Below are 25107 nucleotides of genomic sequence, written 5' to 3' on the forward strand. Positions count from 1 at the left end.
AAACTATGTCATAAACTTTCATAAGTTAATTCTGGATTTGCCCAATTAGTTTCTGCCAAAAATTCACTGAATCTGGTTAAAAGTCCAGGAAACTCTTCCCGCAACTCTTGAACATCAGCTTGATAACCCTTTTGGCGATACCACTGAATCAAATCAAACAATTGTTTTCGCCCCAGTAGCAAGAAAATCCAGGCGGGAATCTCTTTGTGAACAACATTAATTCCCTGCACCTTGGAAAATTCCTCCGCTATCTGCTTGGGAGTTAGTACATCACCAGCAAGTTCTATGTCTTTACCAATGTACTGAGAGGGATTTTTAATAATGTGGGCAGCTATTCGACCCATATCTTTTGTTGTAATTAAATGTATGGGCTTGTCCGACTGAATGGAAAATGGAAAAACTCCTTTTAGAATAGATGGTCGCGTATGTTTCTTCCAAAATTCTTCCATAAACAAGCACGCCCTTAACATGGTTGTTGGTAAACCATGTGCTTTTAATACCTGCTCTACTTTGTACTTTTGCTCAATGTGGCTAACCCCGGAATTTCTATCTGCTCCACCCGCAGAATTATATACAAAATGCTTGATCTGTGACTTCTTGGCAACTTGAGCAACTAGCTTGGCTCTCTCAACCTCTTGTGGATCTGGCTTGGCAGAATCTGGTGCAGTGGCATGGCAATAAACAGTAGAAATTCCTGCGAAGGCTCTTGCGAGTGAGTCTTCATCATCTAGATTCGCCTCTACTAGCTCCACCCCTGCATCGTTCATCTTTGCTAATAAAGGTCGATTCAAGTCTATTTTCCTAGTAATAACCCGCAAGTTAGTAACTTTTTGTTCGAGAAAGCCCTTGACTACATTTTTACCCGTGCCACCGGTAACTCCAATCAGTAAAACTTTACCAATGTCCCCATGATTGCTGGCAGGATTAGAAAGCATATTCTCTACTTGTAGACCATTTGGTCATGGTAACGCAATCTATCCTGCGGCGCTAAAGTACACCCTGAGAATCAACTTCATACAGAATTGCCAAGTGAAAGAAACTCAGCGTCCCTCTGCGTTTTCACTGATATCATGCCCGCTCAAAGACTTATTGTTTAACCTAACTTTTACCAATGACTAATGACAAAGGACTAATGACAACTGTTAAAGTATCGTACTAACTTTATTTATTACCGACATTTCGCGGATACGCCACCCATTCGCTTGGCGAATCAAACTATACCTAACTCTTACTGTTTCGTTGTAAGACTTGCGTTGATTAATTTGACCATTTTCATAAAACTGGGCTGCTTCAGTCACTGAAGCTTGAACAGCAGCATAATTCTTGTCGATGGGACTAGTCTCTAAAGATTCTACCTTCAGTCGATGTTCATACTTGCGATAGCGATTTTCTGCTTGCTCCTTTTGAGCAACTTGTAGCCACTGAGACAGAGCCGAACCCACTAAAATTTCTTTCAAACTATCAATTTCATGATTTGGCCCCAAAGCAGCGGCTTTGGTTGATAGCCAAGTTTGAATCACTTCCGCTGCCGTTGCTTCTGTCAAAGGCCCTTCTGGAAATTGTGCCTTACTATTACGATCTGGAATAGCAAAAGGAGGCTCATTCAGGGTTATCACCAATTGTTCACCTTGTAAAGCAGGTGCTGGTGAGAATAAATTATGCAGCCATCCCACAGCCGTTGAAATCAACAGCCACAAAACTAATATTCCTGTAACACCAATCAAAACCATCCACATCAAACGTGTTTTTGCTTTTGCGCCGACAGCTAAATATCGCCGCCGACGCCCAGCTATAGGACGTTGATCTGAAGTACGTCCTCCTGAGTTAACATATGGACTGCGTCTGCGCCTGACTTGAGGTTGCGATCGCCGATATGCCACAGATGGTTCTGCACCATTGACGTAGTAGTTAGCGCCTCTGAGGTTGCGATCGCCATTTTCAGAGGGTATTGCAGGCATTTCTACATTTGCACCCTCAGGCATAGAATGAGTGGGCGACGCAGAAAATTGGGATGACGCATATTGTGAATAGTTTGGTCTATTGTAGTTTGGTGTTTGTGGAACTCTTTGTTCGGTATTTCCATCACGAGGGAATCGGCGAGAAACCACATTAGGATGAGTGCGGTAACTTTGACGAGTTGCCTGTGTCTGGGAAGATGGGGGATTAATGCCAACTTCTTCACTATTCGTTTGTGCTTCTGTTGGTAGTTGCTCTAAATATGCTTGAACCTGGCGATCGGCAAAATAATCTTTTAGAGAAGCTTGTTCTTGTACTAAATCGCAGAAGTGGGGAAACACTTCATTTTGCAACCAACGCTCGCTGTATAAACACAACCCTGGTAATAGATCGGGAGAGTTGAGAGAATGTTCTCGAATAAAAGCTAAGGCTTCGTACTCCTGACTAAGTTCTAGAGCACGGGTTGCTTCTTCAGTTTGTCCTAATAAAAGGGCACATAGTGACTGTTCTAAATGCACATCTTGGCGCTTGCTCAAGCGTACTAGCATTTGCTTTGCTTGACGAATCAAAGCAGGTTGACGTTGAGTAAATCCCCGTGCAACAAGAGCATAAATAGCTAAATATGTAGCGACAGCAGAGGGGCGTTTGCTTTCTGCTTCAAATAACTTGTGTTGTTCAGCAACTGTTAAATAATTACGCAGTTGCTGGATAAAGCGCAAAAAGTCATCTACGTTTAAACCAGATTGGTCATCTCCTGTACCATCAACACCGCCACGCTCATCTAAAATTTCTTGTAATAGTTGCAACCCTTGACGACGCTCAGTAGCTTTTTCTTTCGGTAGCGCCACCAACTCTAAAATCCGATAAGGGCGTAGTCTGTATAAATCAGACTGAATTTCGGCACGTACATTGGGAAATAGTCCTTCCCGCGCTAACAATTCATCACCAGTTTCTAGGGAAACAGCAGCATTTTCGTAATGTCCTTGTTGCCATTGTTCCCTACCTACTTCTAGGCAGGCAAGAGCAATGGTAAGAACAATGTCTGCTCTTTCAGTAGTGATTTCACCAAATTCGTCAGTTTCTGAACTTGTGCCGACTCTCAAAAATGTACCGTTTTTATTCACTAGGTATGGATGACCCAGTTTAAGTACAAGCTCATATTCTCCTAGCTCTTGCAGCAGTAGTAAAGCACCGACAAATTCTTCTGGGTTAATTTCGATGCTGAGATTTTGAGAGTCAACACTGCCATTACTATTTAAGGCACGGTTTTCTGTTGCTACGGCTGCATTGCGATCGCTTTCCGAACCGTAGGCATGAGCAAGATATATTTGATCGTAGGCTTTTCGCTCTTTTGGATCTGATAAAACCACGTAAGCCTCTTCAATTAGTTGTTTGCGAGAGTTAATTGCTGCCTGGGAATATTCGCGTCTTGGCAGTTGCACAATGCGATCGCTGTATGCCTGCCGCAATTGCTCTTCACTTGCCGCCAAAGGTAGCCCTAAAATTCGGTAGTAATCTAGCGGAATTCGCACAGCTTAACTTCCCCTGCAGCGTGATCGACATAATTCTCCCAGAACATTCCAGGTGTGTAAAACCGTGCCATAATAATAACCGATTGGTTTTACACTACAAGTGTGTTTTGCAACTTCACTTATATCTCTCCAGCCCTTCCTGTGGCAATGCCAATCTTGTCGTGCTGGCAAAAACGTGAGACTGTTCTCTTGCCCAAATATACGGTTTAACTGTTTCTGCAAATGAAGCAGAGGAATTTGTTCCAGCATCCAGTCACAGAAGCACCATGTTTGTATAGATTTGCTGCTGCTGGCAAGCGAACCGAAGTATAACATAATTAGGATGTTATGACAATTAGTTATTAGAAAAACAAGGACATAATTAAGTTATATTTTTTTATCTGTTAATGAATATGCAGAAAGCAAGTTATCCTGATTGGTATTGTAGGGTCTAAGGTGGTTACCTTACCCTTCAAGACACAAGATAAAACAGTATGCAGTCAATAACTTGATATTGTTGACTCTTTGTGAGAATGCAACTTATCTAAAATGGTAACTTTAAGTGTTACTACGGGGATAGTAAAAAAATAATGGTTCAAGAACGCACTTTACCCAAATTTGACGTCACTACCGCGCAGATCGAGAAAGAAGAAGGGTTGCGGTTGTACAAAGATATGGTTTTAGGGCGCACCTTTGAAGACAAGTGTGCTGAAATGTACTATAGGGGCAAAATGTTTGGTTTTGTCCACCTTTACAACGGTCAAGAAGCAGTCTCTAGTGGGATAATTCAAGGGGCAATGCGACCTGGTGAAGATTTTGTTTGCAGTACCTACCGCGATCACGTTCATGCTTTAAGCGCGGGAGTACCAGCAAAAGAAGTAATGGCAGAACTATTTGGGAAAGCCACAGGTTGCAGTAAAGGACGTGGCGGTTCCATGCATATGTTCTCTGCTGAACATCATTTGCTAGGTGGTTATGCTTTCGTAGCTGAAGGTATTCCTGTTGCAGCGGGGGCAGCATTTCAGAGTAAATATCGCCGTGAAGTTTTAGGCGATCCAAATGCCGATCAAGTTACAGCTTGTTTTTTTGGCGATGGCGCTTGTAATAACGGTCAATTTTTTGAAACGTTAAATATGGCCGCCCTGTGGAAATTACCTGTCATATTTGTAGTTGAGAACAACAAGTGGGCTATTGGTATGGCTCACGAGCGGGCAACTTCCGATCCAGAAATTTATAAAAAAGCCAGCGTTTTTAACATGGTGGGTGTGGAAGTAGACGGCATGGATGTCATGGCTGTGCGTGCAGTCGCTCAAGAGGCTGTTGCCCGTGCTCGTGCAGGTGAAGGCCCAACTTTAATTGAAGCACTTACCTATCGTTTCCGGGGTCACTCTTTAGCCGATCCAGATGAACTGCGCAGCAAAACCGAAAAAGAATTTTGGTTTGCTCGCGATCCAATTAAAAAATTTGCTGCTTATCTGACAGAACAAAATCTGGCGACAGATGAAGAATTAAAACAGATAGATCGTCACATTCAGCAAGAAATTGACGAAGCGGTGAAGTTCGCCGAAACTAGTCCCGAACCCAGCCCCAGCGAATTGTACCGCTATATCTTTGCTGAAGACTAGTAGAAATTATGAATTATGGATTATGAATGCTAGAGAATTTCATAATTCATAATTCATCATTTATCATTCATCATTCAAAAGTCGTGTTTGATATATCACTAGAACAGAGACAATATTTAACTTTTATTCTTTGCGATCGCACCACCAACTCTCTGCTAGAAGTTGTACCAGAACGTGGCGGTATCATCACTCGCTGGTGCGTCCAAGGGCAAGAAATTCTCTATCTGGATCGGGAACGCTTTGCCAACCCAGAATTAAGTGTACGTGGTGGCATTCCAATTCTATTTCCAATCTGTGGAAATCTACCAGATAACACTTACACTTATCATGGCAAGCAGTATACCCTGAAACAACATGGTTTTGCCCGCGATTTGTCTTGGCAAGCTTTTGGTTCAATCTCTGAACAAGGAGTTTCCCTTCAAGCCAGTCTCCATTCAAGTGAGCAGACACAGGCAGTTTATCCTTTTGACTTTGGGCTGACTTTTACTTATCAGATGAAAGGAAATAGCTTGACAATTTACCAGCACTACACAAACAAATCATCTCAACCGATGCCCTTCAGTGCAGGGTTTCATCCTTACTTTTTGACTAGAGATAAAACTCAGCTAGAGTTTGAAATTCCCTCTACCGAGTACCAAGACCAGATTACAAAAAAAATTCATGCATTTGACGGTAACTTTGATTTCAACAGCGATGAAATCGACGTAGCATTTAAACAACTCAAGCGTAAATCAGCTACTGTTACCGACAACAGCCGCAAGTTGAAATTAACTCTCGACTACGACGATTTCTTCTCTACCTTGGTGTTTTGGACAGTCAAAGGTAAGGACTTTTATTGCCTCGAACCTTGGAACGCTCCTCGCAACGCCATCAATACAGGTGAAAAGCTGACAATACTAGAACCAGGGGCTAGCCACTCAGCAATAATTCGCCTCACAGTAAATTTTTTCTAAACCCCTTTACAAATCTACAGAACGTTGTGATATATTAGTGAAGTTGCGAATTAATGCTAGACGGGTCGCTAACTCAAAGGTAGAGTACTCGGCTTTTAACCGATTAGTTCTGGGTTCGAATCCCAGGCGACCCATATAAAGAAATTAAATATACTAAAACAAAATCTCGTTTTGTACCTTTTGAACTGTAGCTTCAAGAACTATGGCGTAAACTTTTTAAACATAAACACCCATCACTAGTTATAATTTCCTATAAGCTCACAATAATTTAAGATTGGCGTAATGTTTGTTTACGCTGTATATCAAATAGACTAGCTGACAACCACAATAGGAGGACTATCTATGGCGCTCGTGCCTATGCGACTGCTGTTGGATCACGCGGCAGAAAACGATTACGGCATCCCCGCTTTCAACGTCAACAACATGGAGCAGATTCAGTCAATAATGCTAGCTGCCCATGAAACAGATAGCCCCGTAATTTTGCAAGCTTCTCGTGGCGCTCGCAAGTACGCTGGCGAAAACTTCCTGCGTCACCTGATTTTGGCAGCGGTGGAAACCTATCCTCATCTTCCCATTGCCATGCACCAAGATCATGGTAATGAACCTGCTACCTGCTACTCTGCTATCAAGAACGGCTTTACCAGCGTGATGATGGATGGATCGCTGGAAGCTGATGCTAAAACCCCCGCTAGCTACGAATACAACGTCAACGTTACCCGCGAAGTGGTAAAAGTGGCTCACGCACTGGGCGTCAGCGTCGAAGGCGAACTCGGTTGCTTGGGTTCTCTAGAAACTGGTATGGGCGACAAAGAAGATGGTCATGGTTTTGAAGGTAAGCTTTCTCATGACCAACTATTAACCGATCCCGACCAAGCTGTAGACTTTGTAGAACAAACTCAAGTAGATGCTTTGGCTGTTGCTATTGGCACTAGCCACGGTGCTTACAAGTTTACCCGCAAACCAACTGGGGAAATTTTGGCAATCAGCCGCATTGAAGAAATTCACCGTCGTTTGCCCAACACCCACTTGGTGATGCACGGTTCCTCCTCCGTACCCGAAGATTTGATTGCTTTGATTAACCAGTACGGTGGTACCATTCCCGAAACCTACGGCGTGCCTGTAGAAGAAATCCAAAAAGGTATCAAGAGTGGTGTGCGCAAGGTAAATATTGATACCGACAACCGTCTGGCAATTACCGCTGCTGTACGGGAAGCTTTGGCAGCGAATTCTAAGGAGTTTGACCCCCGTCACTTCCTCAAGCCTTCTATTAAGTATATGCAGAAGGTTTGTGCTGACCGCTACCAGCAATTTGGTACTGCTGGTAATGCTAGCAAGATTAAGCAAGTTTCTTTGGAAGAATTTGCTGCTAAGTATGCTAAGGGCGAACTCAACGCTGCGATTAAGAAAACAGTTGCTCTGTAACCTGGGAAATTAAATAGGGACATCCAATAGCTGTGTCCCTATTTTCCTGAAAATTGTTATCACTAGTTTGACACAGCCGGGAAGCGTTTATGCCCCCGGTTATTTATTTTGTGCCACTGTAAGTATGCTTCTCATTCCTGCTTGAAAGTGTCCTGGTAAGTTACAAACTATCAAATATTTACCAGGAGTTAAGTTCACTTTGAGTGTTTTGGTTGTGCCACTTTTAAGTTCATCTTCTCCTATCTCACCAATTTTTTTTCCAGCCTTCTGTGTATCTAAGCGATCGCTATTTGTCAGTGGCAATTTCTCGATTGGTAAGTCAGTTTTGATGACTTCCATTTCGTGTGCCAGTCTACCTTCATTAGTAACCACAAATTCTACATCTCCTGCCGGGATTGTTGATTGTGATAGCTGGAATGCCATTTCCTTGACGGTTACTTGAACTGTATTGGCACCAGAAACAGGCGGTGAAGCTACTCCACCTGGAGATTGAGTAGTTGCTTGCTGTGCCGGATCGTTTGTACTACACGCCCAACACATTAATAACGATGCGATCGCCATTAAGTAAAATTTCCAAATTCGCTTGTTCAATTTTTTATACCTACTGCTATAAAACTACTTTTTTTATAATTGAAAGCTAAATCTAAGAGACGCGATCGCTCACGTCTCTTAAGTACTTATTATCTATTGCCTATTGCCTGTTCCCTGTTCCCTTATGAATGAAAGACTCGGTGTTGGAGAGACGGCATTTGACGTCTGACTTGTTCGATGCGCGAGGGATTAACTTCGGCGATCGCAACTCCCGGTTTCTCACCCGCATCGGCTAAAATTACTCCCCAAGGATCGATAATCATGGCGTGTCCGTGGGTTTGACGGCGATCGTAGTTTACTCCTGTTTGAGCTGGTGCAATCACATAGCAAGTGTTTTCAATGGCACGAGCTTGCAACAATACTTGCCAGTGATCTTTACCCGTAAATGCAGTAAAGGCGGCAGGAACAAAAAGAATATCTGCCCCCTTAGATGACATATGGCGGTAAACTTCTGGGAAGCGGACATCATAACAAACTGAAAGTCCAATGTTACCCAATGTTTCGCTAGGATAAATAGAGGGCAGAACTGTGCCAGCCATCACAGTAGTTGATTCTCGATAGGTGTTGCCATCGGGGACGTTAACATCAAACAAGTGTACTTTGTGGTAACGTAGCAATTCTTGACCATTGGGAGCGATGAGTAAAGCAGTGTTATAAACTTTGCCTGTACCCTGCACAGGAACCGGAAAACCACCACCCAAGATGGTAATTTGATAACGCTGCGCCATTTTTGTCAAGAAATTTTCTGTTTTTTGAGCGATCGCATCCGCTTGAGCAAGTTTGTCCTTTTCATCTCCCATAAAAGGGAAATTTTCTGGCAACCCAACCAATTCCGCACCCTGACGCACGGCTAAATCGATTAATTCCTCAGCTTGTGCCAAATTTTTTTCCAACTCAGGCACACTTGTCATTTGAATAGCAGCAGCTAAATAAGATTTCATAGACTCAGCAAATGTTATGCAAAATAGATTATCAAATAGTCATTAGTTAGTGGTTAGTAGTTAGTAGTTAATAGGTTGCTTGTCTATTCCTCCCCTTGTCCCCTTGTCTCCCCCTTCTCCTTGTCCCCCTGTCTCCGCCTCTCCCCTTCATCTTCCTACCGCTGCTAGAAAATTGGACAGGATTCACGTTAAGTTGTTAGAAACCCCTGATAGATCCTATCTGCTGTGGACACGTCTGTTCTAATTAAAACTTTTGTTGCTGTCTTTGTACTTGCGGATGCGATCGGTAATATACCAATACTTTTGGTTCTCACCAAAGGTATGGAAGCACAGCAAAGAAACAAAGTCATAGATAAAGCCATTTTAGTGGCAATAGCAGTGCTTTTACTATTTGCCTGTGCTGGTAAATTCATTTTGAGTTACTTAGATGTCAGTATGGCATCTTTACGAGTAGCTGGAGGGCTGCTGCTGTTATTAATTGCTTTACAAATGTTACAAGGAGAATTGGATACTCCAGTAATTGACAAAGAGCGTGATGTGGCAATTACTCCTTTAGCATTGCCACTATTAGCTGGGCCTGGCACACTGACATCTGTAATGTTATTAATGTCGGAATCTCCTAGTCCGCATATTAGCGTAGTTGTGGGGATTATCGCAGCCATGTTCGTCAGTTGGTTAATTTTGCGACAGGCAAATTTTATTGATAATTGGATCGGTGCAGAAGGTGAAGTAATTATTACTCAACTTCTAGGCTTTCTTTTAGCAGCGTTGGCGGTGGAAATTGGCAGTACAGGAATTAGAGAGTTGTTTTTGAGTTAGCTTGAAATCCTCAAGGTGTCAATTTTGAGATTCTGTTGTTGAACTTCCCGGTAAATTTTCCTGAGAGGACAAGCTACGAATGCGATGCATTTGTGCAAGAGCATATCGTGCTGTCGCTTGAACTTCAGCGTCGGAATCTTGCACTGCATGACATAACATCTGGCTGATTTGAGCGATCATGTCATACACGCGAGTCAGATCGCGAATAGCATTTTGCCGTACTTGGGGACTTTCGTCTTGCAAGGACATTGCTAAAGCCCGGTTCATTGGTTTGAGGGTACGAGTGCCAATTTCTGCCAAAGCAGCCAAAATTAAACTACGCTGTTGTGAATCTGCATCAATCATCAGATCCACCAATGGCTGAATTGCTCGTGAATCTCCTTGTTGCCCCAAATCCCAAATTGCTCTCGCTCGCTCTATCGGATCAGGGCTATTCAAGTCTTTGATCAGTTCCTCAACAATATTGACTTTGGCAAGTTGGGGAGTTGCTACTGTTGGTAGTAATTTTTTTGGTTGGGGTGTATTAACTGCTTGGGGAGTAATGCCATTAGAGCTAGGAGAATCTTGATTAACTGTAGTTTCTAACTTTTGTGAAGGTTGTGTAACTGAGTTCGTTTGAGCTTGAGTAGAAGTGTCTGGCTCGGAAGTGTCTGTGGATGCATTTTTTTTGACTTTACTAAGCGATTTAATAAGGTATAACAGTGCGCCAGCACTTCCCAAAAGAGCGATCGCCACAAGCAACCACCACAAAAAACTGTGCCTTTTAGATGCCTGTTTCTGTTGGGCAGCCTGCGGAGTCACATTGGCGACAATAGATTTGTTTTCTACTTCTGCTTCCAGCAGTTTCGTAGTTTGGTTACTAGCAATTCCATTTGCTGCCAAATTTCGGTTTTGCTGAAATTTAATCACAGCATCAAGCGTGGCTGTACCGTACTGTCCATCTATCACACCATCGTAGTAACCTAATTCTTGGAGTTGGGTTTGTAGTGTCTTGACTTCATTCCCTGTACTGCCAAGTTTGAGAATTGGCTGCTTGCTCCTGTCTTGCAAACTAGCTTGAGCAAGATTTAGGAATTCATAAGCTGGTTTTGATATAGCTGCGTTTGCTGGAATGTAGTCTAAACTTAAGCGAGTAAAGCCGATGACGATCAAAATTGAGAACATACTCTCATGTCGCAAATTTCATCCAAAAGTGGATTGCCAGTAAAATACCGCAAAATAACTTGTATTTGGCTAAATGTTAAGTTTTATCCCAAAGAATGACAAGTAATGTTTCTTAAGAAGCAAGGCAGGAGGCAGTAGACGCGTAGCGGCTACTTGCAGAAGTCGCTGCGCGCCTACCGTAGGTAGGAAAGAGGATTTGACTTGTTTGTTCCATTTGTAGAGGATGGTAGCGACGCCAGTAGCCTGCTTTCAAGAAACCTCTGACGGAGAGAGCATCTAAGCTATTTGGGAAAGTTCAGACATCACTCGATCCTATACAGCCCCTATATTTCACAATTAGTATTATCGCAAATTCTTCTAGGGTAAAATTTTTGGTTCGGATTCTCTTACGGGTACGGTTAGAGAATTCAGTTTTTTCCCAGAAGTTTCTAAAACAGGCTGCTGTTGTTTGGTAATTATTTGTTCTGGTACACTTTCATTCTTACTTGCCCCTGCTAAGGAATCGCGCTGGTTGATCAAATAGATGCTGATTAAAGTCAAACCAACCCCTCCCCACTGTAAGGGACTAAGAATTTCCTTGAGCAACAAATTGCCAAATAGCAGGGCAAATACGGGAGTAAGGAAAGTCAAAGAACTGAGACTAGTAAGATTGCCCCTAGAGGCAAAATAGAAAAATAATCCGTAGGCGATCGCGCTACCAAATACTGTGGCGTAAGCCAAAGCGAGCCAATCAGATGCTACTAAATTCGGCAATTGCTGCGATTCTGTAACTGATGAAATCGCCCACAAAGGTAAACCACCCAAAATCATATGCCAACCTGTGGCTGTTACAGGATCGGCGTAGCGACTAACAAACCTGATTAAAATTGTTCCTACAGCCATACTTAGCGCCGCCAACAGCATTAACCATTCGCCGCTTTGAAACAAGGAGTCAAGGAGTGGGAGTGTAGGGGCAGCGCCTTGTGCTTGCCCTAAAGTGCCTTGTGCCTGCCCTAAAAAGTGGGAGAGCGCAAGAGTGGGATGAGAAAAAATACCCAGAATCCACTCATCAGGTAAGCCAATCAAACTAATACCCGTGACGCCCAGTAATAGCCCCAGCCATCCCCACAAGCCAATTCTTTCCTGAAATAACCAAGAAGACATCAAAGCCACAGCCAATGGCTGAGAATCAATCATCACTGAGCCTAATCCTGCACCAGTTCTAACCAATCCTTCTGCCAAAAAACCTTGAAATAACGTTCCATCTACTAGGGCAAATAAAACAATCCACAACCAAGCTGCCCAACCTCTAGGCTGGGGTTTGCCCATAATTGCCGCTGCAATCAAAATCAGTATCCCGGCTGGTAAGATACGCACTCCCGCCATGAATAGTGGTGTGGTGTGGGAAATAACTCCTTTCATCGCCACCATAGCCGTACCCCACAAGAAGAATGGGGCGATTAGGAGTAGGGGAGCGAGGGGAAGCCGAGATGCACTGAGTTTCAGCTGCATGGAATTGCTGACGCCTTTTTTTCACAACTGCAAAAATGCTTTACCTAATTTTACCGAATCATTTCGTTTTGTGAAGGAAAGAATACTCAGTTGCGATCGCATTCAGTGATTGACAGCCTTATCTCATACTCAAAGCTGTACTTTTAGCAAGCTAGAAGATGTGAATTAACCAATTATGATTAAAGCTCACGCAGAGGCGCAGAGAGTTTTCACGAGTGTTGATTATAACTAATTAGACGAACATGATAATTACAACCAAATTCACTAGAAGCGATCGCTAAGAAAATAGGAAATAGGGAACAGGGGATAGGGAAAACTGTAACCTGTAACCTATCACCTGTTGCCTTCAAAACACCTATGAATACCAACATCACATCTACCATACCCGTTGCTTTAACTATTGCTGGTTCAGATAGTGGCGGCGGTGCAGGAATTCAAGCCGATCTGCGTACTTTTGCTTTTCACTGTGTCCACGGTACTAGCGCCATCACCTGTGTTACAGCCCAAAATACTTTGGGTGTGATGCGAGTTGATGCCATGCCACCTGAAGCGGTTATTGCCCAAATTCAGGCAGTAGTTGAGGATATCGGCATCCAAGCGGCAAAGACGGGAATGTTACTCAACAAAGAAATTATTGCTGCAGTTGCCCAGCAGGTGGAAGCGTTACAAATCAACAATTTAGTAGTCGATCCGGTGATGGTGTCGCGTACAGGGGCGCAATTGATTGATGACGACGCTGTGAAAACTCTCCGCGATGCCCTGATACCACTAGCAACGATTGTGACGCCAAATCGTTACGAAGCTCAAATTTTAAGCGGTTTACAAATTAATACCCTAGATGATATGCGTGCTGCTGCCCATATCATTCATCGCAATCTAAAAGTGAAGGTTGTGTTAGTTAAAGGTGGTGGTATGCCGGGTAACGGGCGGGGAGTAGATATCTGGTTTGATGGGCAAAAAATGGAAACTTTGACAACAAAACAAGTAGATACGAAAAATACTCATGGTACTGGTTGTACATTATCAGCGGCGATCGCTGCAAATCTGGCAAAGGGCGATGACTTATTAACAGCGGTGCGACAAGCCAAGGAGTTTGTCACCAATGCACTCTCTTACGCTTTAGATATTGGCAAAGGACAAGGCCCAGTTGGACATTTTTATGCGTTATTATGACTAGACTTGGCATGAGGAAATAAGTAAAAATTAGGTTTTTAGTGGGTATATTTGCTTTTATATCCCGGATTAGAAAGTGTAAATAAACAAACCTTTGCCCTTAGAGTATTTTTCTATTATTCTTGGGCATATCTCTAGCTTTTTTGTCTCATTTTTACTCGTGAACTACAAATGCGAACAGTAAACAATTCTGTTTATACCCATAACAAGAGTACAACCGCCCAAGCCTACTCACCTTCTGTGCCACTATCTGTATATCGGGAATTGGCAGCAGAGTTGCAAGCTGCACAGGCAAAGATGGATGCGCTTACTGCCAGAAATCATCAACTACTGCAAGAAAATCAACTACTTCGGGAAGAAATTGCCAAAACCGTTCAGTCTGTTTTACACTTGCAAAATCTGCTTGATACTCCTACTCAAACTCAAAGTCATTATCACCAAGTTTCCCGTTCTGCTCCTGATATTAAGAGCGATCCTAAACGTCAAGCGAATGTCAAGCATCCCCGTCAGCAAGCTCCCCGCCCACGTCCATCAGTTGCTTACACAGAAATGGAAATTCCTGATTATATGTCAGCACCCATATTCGTAGAAGGGCAGGAAGTTGTAGCTTATCCTTTCAGTCAGCCAGAACCAGGAGAAATCAATAACTGGTTGTTGTGGATAGCGATCGCATTAATAATATTTCTGGGTTTTGGAGCCGGTTATTTAGTTGTACGTCCTTTTTTCGCAAACCAAACTCGTTAGTGTCTTTACCTTGACAAGCAAAAGTCATGCATAATTTTTAGCTTTCAACCTTTTGTGAAGCTGGTTAGTTCCTTATCAACATCTGTACTATACAAATTGGCTTTCTGATGCTGCTAACCTTATTTAAACCTAAGTGATAACACTAGTATTAATTGTTAAAAAATAGTAGCTCCGCCAATTGCCCCCAAATTGCTACTTCAATTAATATACATAAGTATTATTTATTGATGACTGGACTGTTTAATGAGTAAGAAATATACTTAAAGAATTTGTAACTTATCATACTTTTTAATAAATATGGGTTGCGCTACTCGTTAAAACTCTAGACAAAGGATCTGATTAGATAAATAGAAGCTACTCAAAAATAACAGGAGACAAAAATGAAAAAAGTAGAGGCTATCATCCGTCCCTTTAAGCTTGATGAGGTGAAAATAGCTTTAGTCAATGCTGGTATAGTTGGAATGACTGTTTCTGAAGTCCGAGGATTTGGACGTCAAAAGGGGCAAACTGAACGTTACCGGGGTTCTGAGTATACTGTTGAGTTTTTACAAAAACTTAAACTGGAAATTGTCGTTGAGGACAATCAAGTGGATATGGTAGTAGAGAAAATTATCTCTGCTGCCCGTACTGGGGAAATCGGCGACGGTAAAATATTTATATCGCCCGTAGAACAAGTTGTGCGGATTCGTACTGGAGAAAAGAATACAGAAGCGGTGTAAGGAATTTGGTTAATAGCTAATGAAAATTGGTTAGTAGTTAGTAGTTAGTAGTTAGTGGGAAATAACTAACAATTAACGACTAACAACTAACAACTAGCTAAGTAGCTGTCATGAACTGTCTACAATAGAACGAATGAAAAAACTTTCTTTACTTTCTGCCTTCTGCCTTCTATTCTAAACTTGGCAACTTTTGAAGTAAATCTGCAAAAGCTTTACCTCGATGGCTAATTGTGCGCTTTAATTCTGGTGTCATCTCAGCAAAGCTCATTTGCTTCTCTGGTACGTAAAAGATGGGATCGTAGCCAAAACCACCATTGCCACGGGGTGCATGAAGAATTTCACCACGACAAATACCTTCTGATTGTAGAACGATCGCACCATCGGGACGAGCGATCGCTATTGCACAAACAAATTGGGCTTGGCGATTCGATTCATCACCCAATTCCCTCAATAATCTACCAATACGTTCGGTATCGGTGTTGCCATAACGTGCCGAATAAACTCCTGGTACGCCATTTAAAGCATCTACCTCTAAACCAGAATCATCGGCGATCGCCCAATTACCTGTTGCTTGTGCGACTTGGGATGCTTTAAGACACGCATTCGCAGCAAAAGTTTCCCCTGTTTCTTCAATTTCTAATTCTTCAGGTTTTAGCGTTAATTCCCACCCAGAATTAGCCAGGTAAGCTTGCATTTCCCGTAACTTACCTGGATTTCCTGTAGCAACTACAAGTAATTTAGTCATTAGTCATTAGTCATTAGTTAGTAGTTCTCCTGGTGCTCCTCTGCCCCTCCGCTCCCCTGCTCCCCCTCTCCTTGTCTTCTTTCCTTCTGCCTACTGCCTCCTGCCTTCTGCCCTTTTATGATTCTGCCCACTGTTTAGCCCAAGCCAAAGTTTGATGCACCTGTTCGAGTGTAGGTGCTTCGCAGTAAAGACGTAAAACTGGCTCCGTACCGCTAAAACGAATCATTAACCAGCTATCATCTACGAGACGGAATTTGTAACCATCTATTGTTTGACAATCAATTACTGGTTTACCGACAATTTCTTTTAACGGCTGCTTTTGCAATTGTTCTAAAAGCCGATTTCGCACTTCCATGCTAGATAAGGGTAAATCAATGCGATCGTATGCGGATGTAAAACCTGTCTGTTCCTGCAAGCGACGGTAATAATCACTTAAATCCAATCCAGATTCGACGATCGCTTCTAGTACATACAATGCCGACAGCAGTGCATCTCGTTCTGGAATATGGCTGCCATAACCAATTCCTCCTGACTCTTCGCCGCCAAGCAATACTCTTGTTGCTAGCATTCTGTCAGCGATGTATTTGTAACCTACTGCTGTCTCAAATACTGATAATTTATGTAATGCTGCTACGCGAGGAATCAAATCAGAACCACTAACGGTTTTAACAATTTCGCCGCTAAAGCTGCGCCGCAGAGTCAAATGGTCAATTAAAATCGGAATTAAAATTTGTGAACTCAGAAAATTACCTGCACCATCCACAGCAGCTATGCGATCGCAGTCACCATCAAATACTAATCCCACCGTTAAGCTTGTCGGATGCTCTTTTCTATGAGTTCGCATGATTTGAAAGAGGCGAGAAAGATACTTCGGCAAGGGTTCCGGCGCACCACCCTCAAAGGTAGGATCGCGATCGCTATTAATTTCCCTAACCTGATCGCCAAGTAACATTGCTAGCCCCCCTGCTGCTGCACCATGCATCACATCAGCAAATAGCGTCAGCTTGCCAGAGTTAATAGCATCGCGAATTGTCGCGATGTTAACTTTTTTTGCTAACTCTTGACAATAATTTTCCCAAGGATTAAATCTTTCTATCTTGCCTGGTATGGATGCAGGAGGTAATTCCTCTACTAATAACGCTTCTATCTTTTTGGTAACTTCTGGCGGGGCAGAACCACCAAATGCACTTTTAACTTTTAAGCCCAAATACTGTCCGGGGTTATGACTGGCAGTGATTACCAACGCACCCAAGGTATGACGCTGTTTTGCCGCCCAACTAAAAGCCGGGGTTGGTGCATAAGTCTCGCTAAACAGCACATCAAATCCGGCAGCAGATACAACACTAGCAACTTTCCAAGCAAAGTCTTCTGCCATAAATCGGCGATCATAACCAACTACAATCGTTCGATTGCCTACTTTGTCTCCGTAGGTTTCAAATAAGACTTTTGCTGCGATTGGCGCGACTAAGGCTAGACGTTCAAAAGTGAACTCATCACCAATAACACCGCGCCAGCCGTCTGTACCAAATTTGATTGAGTTAGCAGCAACTGGCATCGAGGTATCCCAACTTCTGTTAAGGAGGATTTTATCATTGACCCAGGGAGCTCAGTAAGAAATGAGCCGGGTATCAAAGTACTATGCAAGCAACAAACTAATGTTGATTACAGTAAAAGAATACTAAAAATCTGATCCAAATACAGACCATGCCCAGACGCGATATATCGTGTCTGGGCAAAATTCATATGTATCGCAATTAACGTGAAATGGTATCACTGTAGTTTCTAATTATTATGAAATATATTAAACCTCCTTAATAGGAAATACTACTAAGGAGATACACAGTAGAAAAATATTCTCACACTGTAAGTTTTTTCCTAGAAATCATCCAGATACTGGCTTAGACGACTAATCAAAGGGTCTACCTCTTGGGGAGGTGTGACAGCAGCAGTAGTAGTGGTATTGTTAGTATGAGTATTATTTAATACTTCTACTACTGGTTGTGATTGAGTCGAGGTCTGGGTGACTTGCAACTTATTGACCATCATGCCTAACTGCGCAACTTGTTGACTCAGTTGCATCAGGTGGCGTTCCATCATCTCCAATCGATGAGATGTATTAGCAAAAAAACGTTCCTCCAGGTCAGCCAATTGACTTTGCAGATCGGCAATTTGCGGTTCCAATCCCCCTGCTGCTGGTATTGTTGTCGATGGCGGAGGTGGCTGCGGGTTTGGTCGTACAGATTCCGGTACGCATAAAGACTGCCAGAGGGCCTCTTTACAGAGGTCGCTGAAAGTTTTTTCGGGTTCTTTCTCCAAATGGCTTTCGACAAGCGTCAACAAGCTTTCGTCAGCCACCCCTGGGTTGAACGTAACCGATTTAACTACCTTTTTTGACCATTGGAACATTCGAGTTAAGCTTTAGGAGAGCGGTTGGCAAGCTGTGCTTCTGCGTATATATATTGTCCTAGAGCGTTAGCCTGCCGAGATGGGGAAGCCAAATGGGCATTAATTTTTGCTTCTTTCAGCAGACGTTGAACGTCTTCCCAGAAATACTCTCCACCACCGCCGGTGAGAATTACATCGGTGACGCGCTCTGGTAGCCATGCTAGCACACGGCTGCAAATTTCCCGCGAAAACATTTCGGTGAGATTAGGGAGAACATCATCTAAGTTAGCAGGCTTGCTGGCACCGCGAGGCCGGTAGAAGCGATCGCCTTTGGGACGATTCACAGCAGCAATCAAGGCTAGAGATTGGCTATCAGATCCTTCAACTTCGGCAGCTACTAGTTCATAAAACTTGCTCATCCCGAAGTCTTCGCTCTTAGAAGCCCCTCTTGCAAAGCGGAAATTATCTACCATCAAACAATCAATAGTTTGATGTCCAATATCGACAATCGCAGCCGAAACTTTAGTAAAATCGGGCATCGCACCTTTTTGGGGTTTGCCTTCACACCACAGTAGACTGCCATAACCTTCTGGCATCACCCATACCTTATTAACGTTCAGCGACACCGATTCGCCGCGAAAGTTCATAACATGGGGGCCTTCCAATTGGCTAATTAACTGGGCTTTTTCCTTTTCAAACTGCTCTTGAGAAAGGTAAGGCAAACCCACCACAACAGAGATTTCGTCTTTGAGCTTGAAGTAACCAGCACAAGCCAAAGTTTTTACCAGTGCGTCTTCGACCTTAGATTGACCCACTCCTAAATTGGCACCAAAATCTGCTGCCAGTTGACCTACAGCGTATCCACTGCCTTGATACTCCAACCATAAATCCATCAAGGGATCTGTGGCACGGGCTTCAAATACACCTCCCCGCACCTGTTCCATTGACATTTCTTTGACGTTGGCAGAAATAAATATCACATTGCCAGGCTCGCGGGTAATGCAGGCTTTTGTGGAAGTTCTACCTAAATCAACACTCAGAATTTTTTTCCCAGTAGCTGAGTTATTAGGTACTACGGGATTGGCATTAATGGGAGTAGATGCCGAAACTCTATTCATAGGTATAGCAGCGGCATTCATCGGGGTGGCGGCAGTTGGTTGGTCTGTCATGAAAGCTCCTAGTACTTACTTAGCTTTAACAAGTTACCATGCTCATCTTACAAAATTCGTGTATCAGAAATTCTTGGTGGTGTCAACTATGGCAGCAAACTTACCAATGATTACTGAATAGCTTAGTGCAATTTATACTTCAAATTGCTGGATTGAAGGTAACGTGAGTGAACAAGGAAATAGCGAAGGTTTGCCCCTCGCAACGATACTTTTTTACACTAAAAAACTGTTTTTGTAATTTTATAGGGGACAAGTTCTTTACCTTCTCCTACTTTTGCGCTTACGTTTTAGTATCCAGAACGCAAATGCCAGGATTAGACCCCCAAGCACAAATTTGGATACAGGAGCGAGGTACTTGTCCACAAGTTCATATTGACTACCCAACACGTATCCTGTGTATGTTAGCAAACCTACCCAGCATCCGCTACCCACAGTTGTATAAAATAAGAAAGATGGCAGGTGCATATTGCTAATACCTGCCGGAATAGAAATCAAAGTACGAACTCCAGGCACAAGCCGACCAATCAAAACAGCTTTTTTACCTTGCTTATTAAACCAGTGCTTTGCCTGGATAATATCTTTGTTAGATATTCCCAACCAACTGCCGTATTTATCAGCTAATGCTTGCAAGCGTTTTTCGCTTAAAAACTTGCCAGGATAGTACCAAATCAACGCACCCAGGACTGAACCCATTAACCCTGCAAAAAACACGCCGTAAATATTAAGCTTTGCCCCTGGTAAATTTGCTGTATATCCTGCCAGTGGCATAATTAGCTCTGAAGGTATAGGCGGAAACAAGTTCTCTAAGAACATCAACAGAGCAATGCCCACGTAGCCTAAAGATTCTATAGTCGTTTTAATCCAATCCGTCATTCAGTAGATTCCTATAGTTGCTATCAAAGTCTAGTTACTAAATTTCAGAGCGATCGCTCTATGGGAAGTAGGGGAGACAAGGGGACGCGGAGAGGGGGAGCAGGGGAGCTTCAGGGGCAGAGGAGAACTACTAACCACTAACAAATGACTAATGACCATTGACTAATGACTAACCACTACCACCTCTACAGAAAAAGGGAGAAGGGAAAGGTAATTGCTTACTTCCCACTCTCCCAGTTTTTGAATTGCCCACTCTTGTTAAACAGTGGGTGTTAAAGATTGCACTCTCGGTTCAGATTCCCAATCTAATGGATTCCAAACTTTTTCCTCCAAAGCCATCTGTTCAACTAAACTCGCCAATCTCAAAGCTTTGAGTGCCTGTTCGCCACCAACTGAAGGTTGATTGCCACCGCGCACACAGTTGACAAAATGTTCCAATTCTGCACCTAACTTGTCTGTATTGCTAGTGTAAACTTTTTCAATCAAGCCATCCTGTTTATAAAGTATTTGCCGATAGTCCGTTATTGAGTTACCAGTAATATGTCGGTGAATCAAAATTTCGTTTTTGAGAAAATCTGCCTCTGTGTATGAATTTTTACAATGAGCGACAATGGTACGGATCTTGCGGTGAGTAACTTTGCTGGCAGTCAGAGTAGCGACAATACCATTAGCAAATCCCAAGGTTGCAGACACGTAATCTAAATAACCAGAGTCCAAAGTGCGGTTGCCACTAGCTGTCAATTTGACTACTGGAGAGGCAGCCAATTCTAAAAGTAGGTCAATATCGTGGATCATTAAATCCAAGACAACCGAGACATCATTGGCGCGATTTGAATAAGGACTCATTCGATGCGCCTCTAGAGCCAGTACTTCCTCAGTTTTTAAGACTTTGCTTAATTCTTGAAATGCTGGACTGAAACGCTCAATGTGACCTACTTGCAAAATACACCCAGACTCAGCTGCCGCATTTACTAGCGATTCTGCTTCAGAAATACTTGCAGCAATTGGCTTTTCAATCAAAACATGAATTCCTGCCAAAAGACAGGTAATGCCGACGGCGTAATGCAGGCGCGTGGGAACGGCAATGCAAACTGCTTCCACATGGGGCAGCAGGTCACAGTAATCCTCAAAAAAACGCACCTTGTATCTGCTGGCGGTTTCTAATCCTCGCTCAACATTAATATCTGCTACACCAACCAGTTCAACGTCTTTCATCGAACTCAGGACACGGGCATGATGCTGACCCATGTTACCCACCCCGATGACGCCTATGCGAATTGGGCGGGGTTGGGTGCGCTGTCCGTGTCCGTTCTGTTCTCCTGCTGACATGCTGCTATCTTGCACTCTCATTCTCTCCTCAACCACCAAATTTAGAGACGCTACGGTCGTTGGCTTTGATACTTTAATTGCCAGTGACGAGTCGTCTAAAACCATCCAGATGGTAACATAGAGGTTCTATTTATGAAGAATTTCAAAGTTTGTTATGAGTTCCCACCACCAGCCTCTGTTTTGTATATTTAGTAGAGTTTAGTGTGTTATTTGCAACGCTACGTAGCATATTTTTCGTCATATTGCTTACTGCAAAAAAGTAAGTGTGAAGTGTGCTATTCTCATCATTTCGTACTGACAAAGCTGATTTAACGGTATAATAATTTGACTAAATACCAGTTAAACCACATTGGTTTTTGTCTGTTAAATTACCAAACACTGAGAAAGTATTCTTCATAATTTTGAATTAGAAGTCACCTCTAGTAAAGTCAGTAATTAAAAATTGAAAATCAAATAAAATAATTATCGATAGATGAAAGCTGTAATTCTACTGTCTGGGGGATTAGACTCTTCCACAGTTCTCTACCAAGCACTAGCAGATGGTTGTGAGTGTTATACCATTTCCTTTGACTATCAGCAACGACATCGACGAGAGTTACAATCAGCATTAGCGATCGCACAAGCAGCAGGCGTATTGCAACATCAAGTGGTAACTTTTGACTTACGACAGTGGGGAGGCTCGGCACTTACAGACAACGCAATTGATTTACCCACAGGGCGCTCCCTAGAAGAAATGTCGCAAAATATTCCTGTTACCTATGTGCCGGCGCGAAATACCATCTTCTTAAGCTTTGCCCTCGCTTATGCCGAAACTCTCGGTGCTGAACGTATCTACATCGGCGTTAACGCTTTGGACTACTCTGGATATCCTGATTGTCGCCCCGACTATATCCAGGCAATGCAGGAAGTATTTCGTTTGGGGACAAAACAAGGGCGTGAAGGCAAACCCATAAATATTTTCACACCCCTGCTCCACCTCAAAAAAACGGAAATTATCCAACTTGGCAACCGATTGGGAGTTCCCTGGGAGCTAACTTGGTCTTGCTACGCAGGCAAAGAAATAGCATGTGGTGTTTGTGATGCCTGTCGCTTGCGTCTTGCTGCTTTTGCCGAACTAGGGTTAAAAGATCCGTTGGTTTATGCACAGTAGGAAAAAGGTTACAGGTTACGGGTTACAGTTTTTACTGTCCTCTATCCCCTATCCCCTCTTCTAAGCGTCGCAACTGAATTTGGTGCAAACGAGGCCCTTCAACCGATCTGACAGTAAATTCCAAATCTTGATAACAAAAGGTTTCACCAAGTTCTGGTACTTTCTGCAATTGGTAAAGCAAAAAACCACCAAGGGTTTGGTAATCTTTACCCAAGGGCAAATCGAGATGTAATACTTCGTTTAGCTCCTCTAAGTTGATTTGTGCTTGCACCAGAAATACTCCCCGATCTATCAGTTCAATCAGTAACTCATCGGTATTTTCTGCTGCACCAGTTTCTCCAATAATTTGGGCAATCACATCTTGAATCGTAACTAATCCTACAGTTCCACCAAATTCATCCACCACTACTACCATCCCTAGCTTCTCTTGCTGCATCATCGGTAATAGTTCGTTCAACGGCGTTTGCTCTGGCACAAATCGTGCTGGATGCACCCAAGGCTGAATTTGTGTGTCTAGAATGAGCTTACCTGTAGTTAAGGGTTTGGCTAAGTCTTTAAAGTAAACAATGCCACGAATGTCGTCTAGAGATTCTCCAATAATAGGGAAGCCAGAGTAACCAGTATCTGCCACTTGCTCAAAAAAAGTCTGCAAAGTAGCATTTTGAGGTAGAGCCACTACATTTGTGCGGGGAATCATGATCGCTTGTGCTGTTACTTCCCCAAACTCAAACACGTTTTTTAATAGTTCTCGTTCTCCAGCTTGCAAACCAGTAGATTCACGTTCTGTGGAAATGATAAGTTGTAATTCTTCTGGAGTAACAGGTGGTCTCCAGCTTTGACCTGTATATTCTATACCAAATAATCGCAACAGACAGCGCGTTGATTGATTGAGAATCCAAATAAAGGGGCTAAAAAAGCGTACAATCGCTCTGACAGAAGGGCCTAAAAATCTTGCCAACTGTTCTGAGTACAGCATCGCCACAGATTTAGGACATAATTCTCCTAACACAATTTGAAGATAGGCAATTAAAAAAAAGGTAATTGGAATTGATAGTGAATGAGCTATAAAAGCACTCATGCCTCTTGGTAAAGGCCAAGATTGCAGCCACAATTTCACTAGAACGACAATCGTACTTTCTCCAATCCACCCCAATGCCAAACTAGAGAGGGTAATGCCTAACTGGGTTGTAGATAATAATCGATCGATGCTGCGTTGCAAAACCTCAACGGTATGCGCTTGAATGTCACCAGCCTCAACTAACTGATGAATGCGCGATCGCCGTACTGTCACCATTGAAAACTCAGCCGTAACAAAAAAGGCATTGATGAGAATCAGGAGCAGCACTGATAACAATCGCAGCTCCACATCAGTCCAACTCAAACTTAGAAAATCTCTCACTACCAAAGCTAGTTTAAATGCCTCCTTTTGGGGATTGGTGATCGGGGATCGGGGATCGGTTATCGGGGACTGGGTGTTAGGGATTGGGTATTAATATTTCTTTATTCCTAGTCCCCAGTCCCTAGTCCCTATTTACCTACAGGAATATCTGACACTTCTAGCTTCAGTTTTTGAGCAGGATAATCAGTTATCGAGAGTGAGATACTTTTAACGTCGTCGAGCAAAGCAGTGGGAATACTCACTGTACCAGAAAATGTTGGCCCGTTGGCAGGCAATTCCGATGGCAAGCCATCTGTACTACCACTGAGGGTTCGTCCTTTATTGTCTGTAATATCCAAAAAGCTATAGAGGAAGCGGACAGAATCCTTTCCTTTGTTCTGCATATTCACTCGCAACTGCAAAGCACCGCCAGAATAGCGAGCAGATTGTACAGAAAAATTTACACCCCCACTTTCAGCCGTAACCGGAAATCCTTCCTGGGGTTTTTCTTTAATCTCTTCCTGCGGCTTTTGCTTTTGCTTGTTAGTAGCTATTTCCTCGTCTTCTTCTTCTATTTTTTCTGACTTAGTACGAGTTTTGCCCTCGATGCGCGCTTTGACAATTTTTAAGATTTCTTCCTCTTTTAAGAGCGTTCCTCCATGTTGAGAACTGCCTGTCTTGGCGCTGCTGAACTTGGTAGTAGGACGCGAATCTGGAGTTGTCACACCTTTGAGTGCTTTACTCCCTATATCAAATCCTAAAAATGCGCTTACAGAGCCAGATCCCAACATCAAAGTTAACAAAGTTAAAGTAAGAAGAACAGTAGAATTTATTCTCATTGCTGACAAGCTATGGCAGAAGAATACTGGTTGATATCAAAGTATTGAATTTAGCTTACCTAAATTCTTAAGGGAACTTAGCTAAGTATTAGTCTGTGCTATTGCACTATCTAAATTATCTACTAGCGCG

The 25107-nt window shown here is 42.9% G+C and carries 22 protein-coding genes and 1 tRNA gene; 9 read left to right on the forward strand and 14 right to left on the reverse strand.

The annotated features are described in order from the left end of the window. Window positions 1–8 precede the first annotated feature (8 nt). Window positions 9–935, reverse strand: a complete 927-nt coding sequence (locus tag UYC_RS0107390) for an NmrA family NAD(P)-binding protein (protein ID WP_016873794.1) — start codon at window positions 933–935, stop codon at window positions 9–11. A gap of 207 nt (window positions 936–1142) precedes the next feature. Then, window positions 1143–3488: an IMS domain-containing protein gene (locus tag UYC_RS0107395; protein ID WP_016873793.1), complete on the reverse strand. Its 2346-nt coding sequence runs from the start codon at window positions 3486–3488 to the stop codon at window positions 1143–1145. Between the two features lie 569 nt (window positions 3489–4057). On the opposite strand from UYC_RS0107395, the gene pdhA reads away from it, so the two are divergent. From pdhA to fba, 4 genes are all read left to right on the forward strand, one after another. Continuing rightward, window positions 4058–5092: a pyruvate dehydrogenase (acetyl-transferring) E1 component subunit alpha gene (pdhA, locus tag UYC_RS0107400; RefSeq protein WP_016873792.1), complete on the forward strand. Its 1035-nt coding sequence runs from the start codon at window positions 4058–4060 to the stop codon at window positions 5090–5092. 83 nt (window positions 5093–5175) lie between these two features. Continuing rightward, window positions 5176–6045 carry an aldose epimerase family protein gene (locus UYC_RS0107405; protein WP_016873791.1) on the forward strand — a complete coding sequence of 290 codons (870 nt, stop codon included), beginning with the start codon at window positions 5176–5178 and terminating at the stop codon, window positions 6043–6045. 62 nt (window positions 6046–6107) lie between these two features. Next, window positions 6108–6179: transfer RNA gene (locus UYC_RS0107410), tRNA-Lys, on the forward strand. A gap of 208 nt (window positions 6180–6387) precedes the next feature. Next, window positions 6388–7467, forward strand: coding sequence for a class II fructose-bisphosphate aldolase (gene fba, locus UYC_RS0107415; protein WP_016873790.1), 1080 nt, complete (start codon window positions 6388–6390; stop codon window positions 7465–7467). A gap of 99 nt (window positions 7468–7566) precedes the next feature. On the opposite strand, the gene UYC_RS0107420 is transcribed toward fba, so the two are convergent. Then, on the reverse strand, window positions 7567–8058 hold the full coding sequence (locus tag UYC_RS0107420; protein WP_235082895.1) for a sulfocyanin-like copper-binding protein: 492 nt from the start codon (window positions 8056–8058) through the stop codon (window positions 7567–7569). A 122-nt stretch (window positions 8059–8180) separates the two neighbouring features. Further along, on the reverse strand, window positions 8181–8999 hold the full coding sequence (locus UYC_RS0107425; protein ID WP_016873788.1) for a carbon-nitrogen hydrolase family protein: 819 nt from the start codon (window positions 8997–8999) through the stop codon (window positions 8181–8183). Window positions 9000–9224: 225 nt separating this feature from the next. Between UYC_RS0107425 and UYC_RS0107430 the strand changes: the two genes are divergently transcribed. Continuing rightward, the gene (locus UYC_RS0107430) at window positions 9225–9818 is read left to right on the forward strand and encodes a MarC family protein (protein ID WP_016873787.1); all 594 of its coding nucleotides are present in this window, start codon (window positions 9225–9227) and stop codon (window positions 9816–9818) included. Window positions 9819–9836: 18 nt separating this feature from the next. Here UYC_RS0107430 and UYC_RS0107435 read toward each other — a convergent pair whose 3' ends face one another. Beyond that, window positions 9837–10982, reverse strand: coding sequence for a peptidoglycan-binding protein (locus UYC_RS0107435; RefSeq protein ID WP_016873786.1), 1146 nt, complete (start codon window positions 10980–10982; stop codon window positions 9837–9839). A 357-nt stretch (window positions 10983–11339) separates the two neighbouring features. Next, window positions 11340–12473 (reverse strand): DMT family transporter, encoded by a 1134-nt coding sequence (locus UYC_RS0107440; protein ID WP_016873785.1) that lies wholly within the window; start codon window positions 12471–12473, stop codon window positions 11340–11342. A gap of 357 nt (window positions 12474–12830) precedes the next feature. Between UYC_RS0107440 and thiD the strand changes: the two genes are divergently transcribed. From thiD to UYC_RS0107455, 3 genes are all read left to right on the forward strand, one after another. Beyond that, a complete protein-coding gene (gene thiD / locus UYC_RS0107445; RefSeq protein ID WP_016873784.1) occupies window positions 12831–13646 on the forward strand; it encodes a bifunctional hydroxymethylpyrimidine kinase/phosphomethylpyrimidine kinase in 816 nt (271 codons plus the stop codon). Between the two features lie 171 nt (window positions 13647–13817). Beyond that, the gene (locus UYC_RS0107450; RefSeq protein ID WP_016873783.1) at window positions 13818–14390 is read left to right on the forward strand and encodes a hypothetical protein; all 573 of its coding nucleotides are present in this window, start codon (window positions 13818–13820) and stop codon (window positions 14388–14390) included. Between the two features lie 380 nt (window positions 14391–14770). Continuing rightward, a complete protein-coding gene (locus tag UYC_RS0107455) occupies window positions 14771–15109 on the forward strand; it encodes a P-II family nitrogen regulator (protein WP_016873782.1) in 339 nt (112 codons plus the stop codon). 169 nt (window positions 15110–15278) lie between these two features. On the opposite strand, the gene rdgB is transcribed toward UYC_RS0107455, so the two are convergent. From rdgB to UYC_RS0107490, 6 genes are all read right to left on the reverse strand, one after another. Continuing rightward, a complete protein-coding gene (gene rdgB / locus UYC_RS0107460) occupies window positions 15279–15854 on the reverse strand; it encodes an RdgB/HAM1 family non-canonical purine NTP pyrophosphatase (protein ID WP_016873781.1) in 576 nt (191 codons plus the stop codon). Window positions 15855–15969: 115 nt separating this feature from the next. Beyond that, on the reverse strand, window positions 15970–17409 hold the full coding sequence (locus tag UYC_RS0107470) for a phosphoglucomutase/phosphomannomutase family protein (protein WP_016873780.1): 1440 nt from the start codon (window positions 17407–17409) through the stop codon (window positions 15970–15972). 320 nt (window positions 17410–17729) lie between these two features. Next, window positions 17730–18260: a filament morphology membrane protein FcmC gene (gene fcmC / locus UYC_RS0107475; RefSeq protein WP_200862361.1), complete on the reverse strand. Its 531-nt coding sequence runs from the start codon at window positions 18258–18260 to the stop codon at window positions 17730–17732. Between the two features lie 5 nt (window positions 18261–18265). Beyond that, complete coding sequence (gene fcmB, locus UYC_RS0107480; protein ID WP_016873778.1) at window positions 18266–19408, reverse strand: filament morphology actin-like protein FcmB; 1143 nt, start codon at window positions 19406–19408, stop codon at window positions 18266–18268. Window positions 19409–19666: 258 nt separating this feature from the next. Continuing rightward, window positions 19667–20281, reverse strand: coding sequence for a DedA family protein (locus UYC_RS0107485; protein WP_016873777.1), 615 nt, complete (start codon window positions 20279–20281; stop codon window positions 19667–19669). A 258-nt stretch (window positions 20282–20539) separates the two neighbouring features. Continuing rightward, complete coding sequence (locus tag UYC_RS0107490) at window positions 20540–21631, reverse strand: Gfo/Idh/MocA family protein (RefSeq protein ID WP_016873776.1); 1092 nt, start codon at window positions 21629–21631, stop codon at window positions 20540–20542. Window positions 21632–22082: 451 nt separating this feature from the next. On the opposite strand from UYC_RS0107490, the gene queC reads away from it, so the two are divergent. Continuing rightward, on the forward strand, window positions 22083–22760 hold the full coding sequence (queC, locus tag UYC_RS0107495) for a 7-cyano-7-deazaguanine synthase QueC (protein WP_016873775.1): 678 nt from the start codon (window positions 22083–22085) through the stop codon (window positions 22758–22760). A 31-nt stretch (window positions 22761–22791) separates the two neighbouring features. On the opposite strand, the gene UYC_RS0107500 is transcribed toward queC, so the two are convergent. Continuing rightward, window positions 22792–24159, reverse strand: a complete 1368-nt coding sequence (locus UYC_RS0107500; RefSeq protein WP_016873774.1) for a hemolysin family protein — start codon at window positions 24157–24159, stop codon at window positions 22792–22794. 128 nt (window positions 24160–24287) lie between these two features. Then, complete coding sequence (locus tag UYC_RS0107505) at window positions 24288–24977, reverse strand: hypothetical protein (RefSeq protein ID WP_016873773.1); 690 nt, start codon at window positions 24975–24977, stop codon at window positions 24288–24290. Window positions 24978–25107 lie beyond the last annotated feature (130 nt).

The sequence above is a fragment of the Chlorogloeopsis fritschii PCC 6912 genome, from assembly GCF_000317285.1.
GTDB classification, from domain to species: Bacteria; Cyanobacteriota; Cyanobacteriia; order Cyanobacteriales; family Nostocaceae; genus Chlorogloeopsis; species Chlorogloeopsis fritschii.

Bases quoted from the DNA above. Each gene is read 5' to 3' on its own strand.
- UYC_RS0107485 (WP_016873777.1), bottom strand. From the start codon at position 20,281: ATGACGGATTGGATTAAAACGACTATAGAATCTTTAGGCTACGTGGGC.
- queC (WP_016873775.1), top strand. From the start codon at position 22,083: ATGAAAGCTGTAATTCTACTGTCTGGGGGATTAGACTCTTCCACAGTT.
- UYC_RS0107505 (WP_016873773.1), bottom strand. From the start codon at position 24,977: ATGAGAATAAATTCTACTGTTCTTCTTACTTTAACTTTGTTAACTTTG.
- UYC_RS0107390 (WP_016873794.1), bottom strand. From the start codon at position 935: ATGCTTTCTAATCCTGCCAGCAATCATGGGGACATTGGTAAAGTTTTA.
- thiD (WP_016873784.1), top strand. From the start codon at position 12,831: ATGAATACCAACATCACATCTACCATACCCGTTGCTTTAACTATTGCT.
- UYC_RS0107440 (WP_016873785.1), bottom strand. From the start codon at position 12,473: ATGCAGCTGAAACTCAGTGCATCTCGGCTTCCCCTCGCTCCCCTACTC.
- UYC_RS0107425 (WP_016873788.1), bottom strand. From the start codon at position 8,999: ATGAAATCTTATTTAGCTGCTGCTATTCAAATGACAAGTGTGCCTGAG.
- UYC_RS0107435 (WP_016873786.1), bottom strand. From the start codon at position 10,982: ATGTTCTCAATTTTGATCGTCATCGGCTTTACTCGCTTAAGTTTAGAC.
- UYC_RS0107455 (WP_016873782.1), top strand. From the start codon at position 14,771: ATGAAAAAAGTAGAGGCTATCATCCGTCCCTTTAAGCTTGATGAGGTG.
- fba (WP_016873790.1), top strand. From the start codon at position 6,388: ATGGCGCTCGTGCCTATGCGACTGCTGTTGGATCACGCGGCAGAAAAC.
- fcmC (WP_200862361.1), bottom strand. From the start codon at position 18,260: ATGTTCCAATGGTCAAAAAAGGTAGTTAAATCGGTTACGTTCAACCCA.
- fcmB (WP_016873778.1), bottom strand. From the start codon at position 19,408: ATGACAGACCAACCAACTGCCGCCACCCCGATGAATGCCGCTGCTATA.
- UYC_RS0107470 (WP_016873780.1), bottom strand. From the start codon at position 17,409: ATGCCAGTTGCTGCTAACTCAATCAAATTTGGTACAGACGGCTGGCGC.
- UYC_RS0107450 (WP_016873783.1), top strand. From the start codon at position 13,818: ATGCGAACAGTAAACAATTCTGTTTATACCCATAACAAGAGTACAACC.
- UYC_RS0107490 (WP_016873776.1), bottom strand. From the start codon at position 21,631: ATGAGAGTGCAAGATAGCAGCATGTCAGCAGGAGAACAGAACGGACAC.
- rdgB (WP_016873781.1), bottom strand. From the start codon at position 15,854: ATGACTAAATTACTTGTAGTTGCTACAGGAAATCCAGGTAAGTTACGG.
- pdhA (WP_016873792.1), top strand. From the start codon at position 4,058: ATGGTTCAAGAACGCACTTTACCCAAATTTGACGTCACTACCGCGCAG.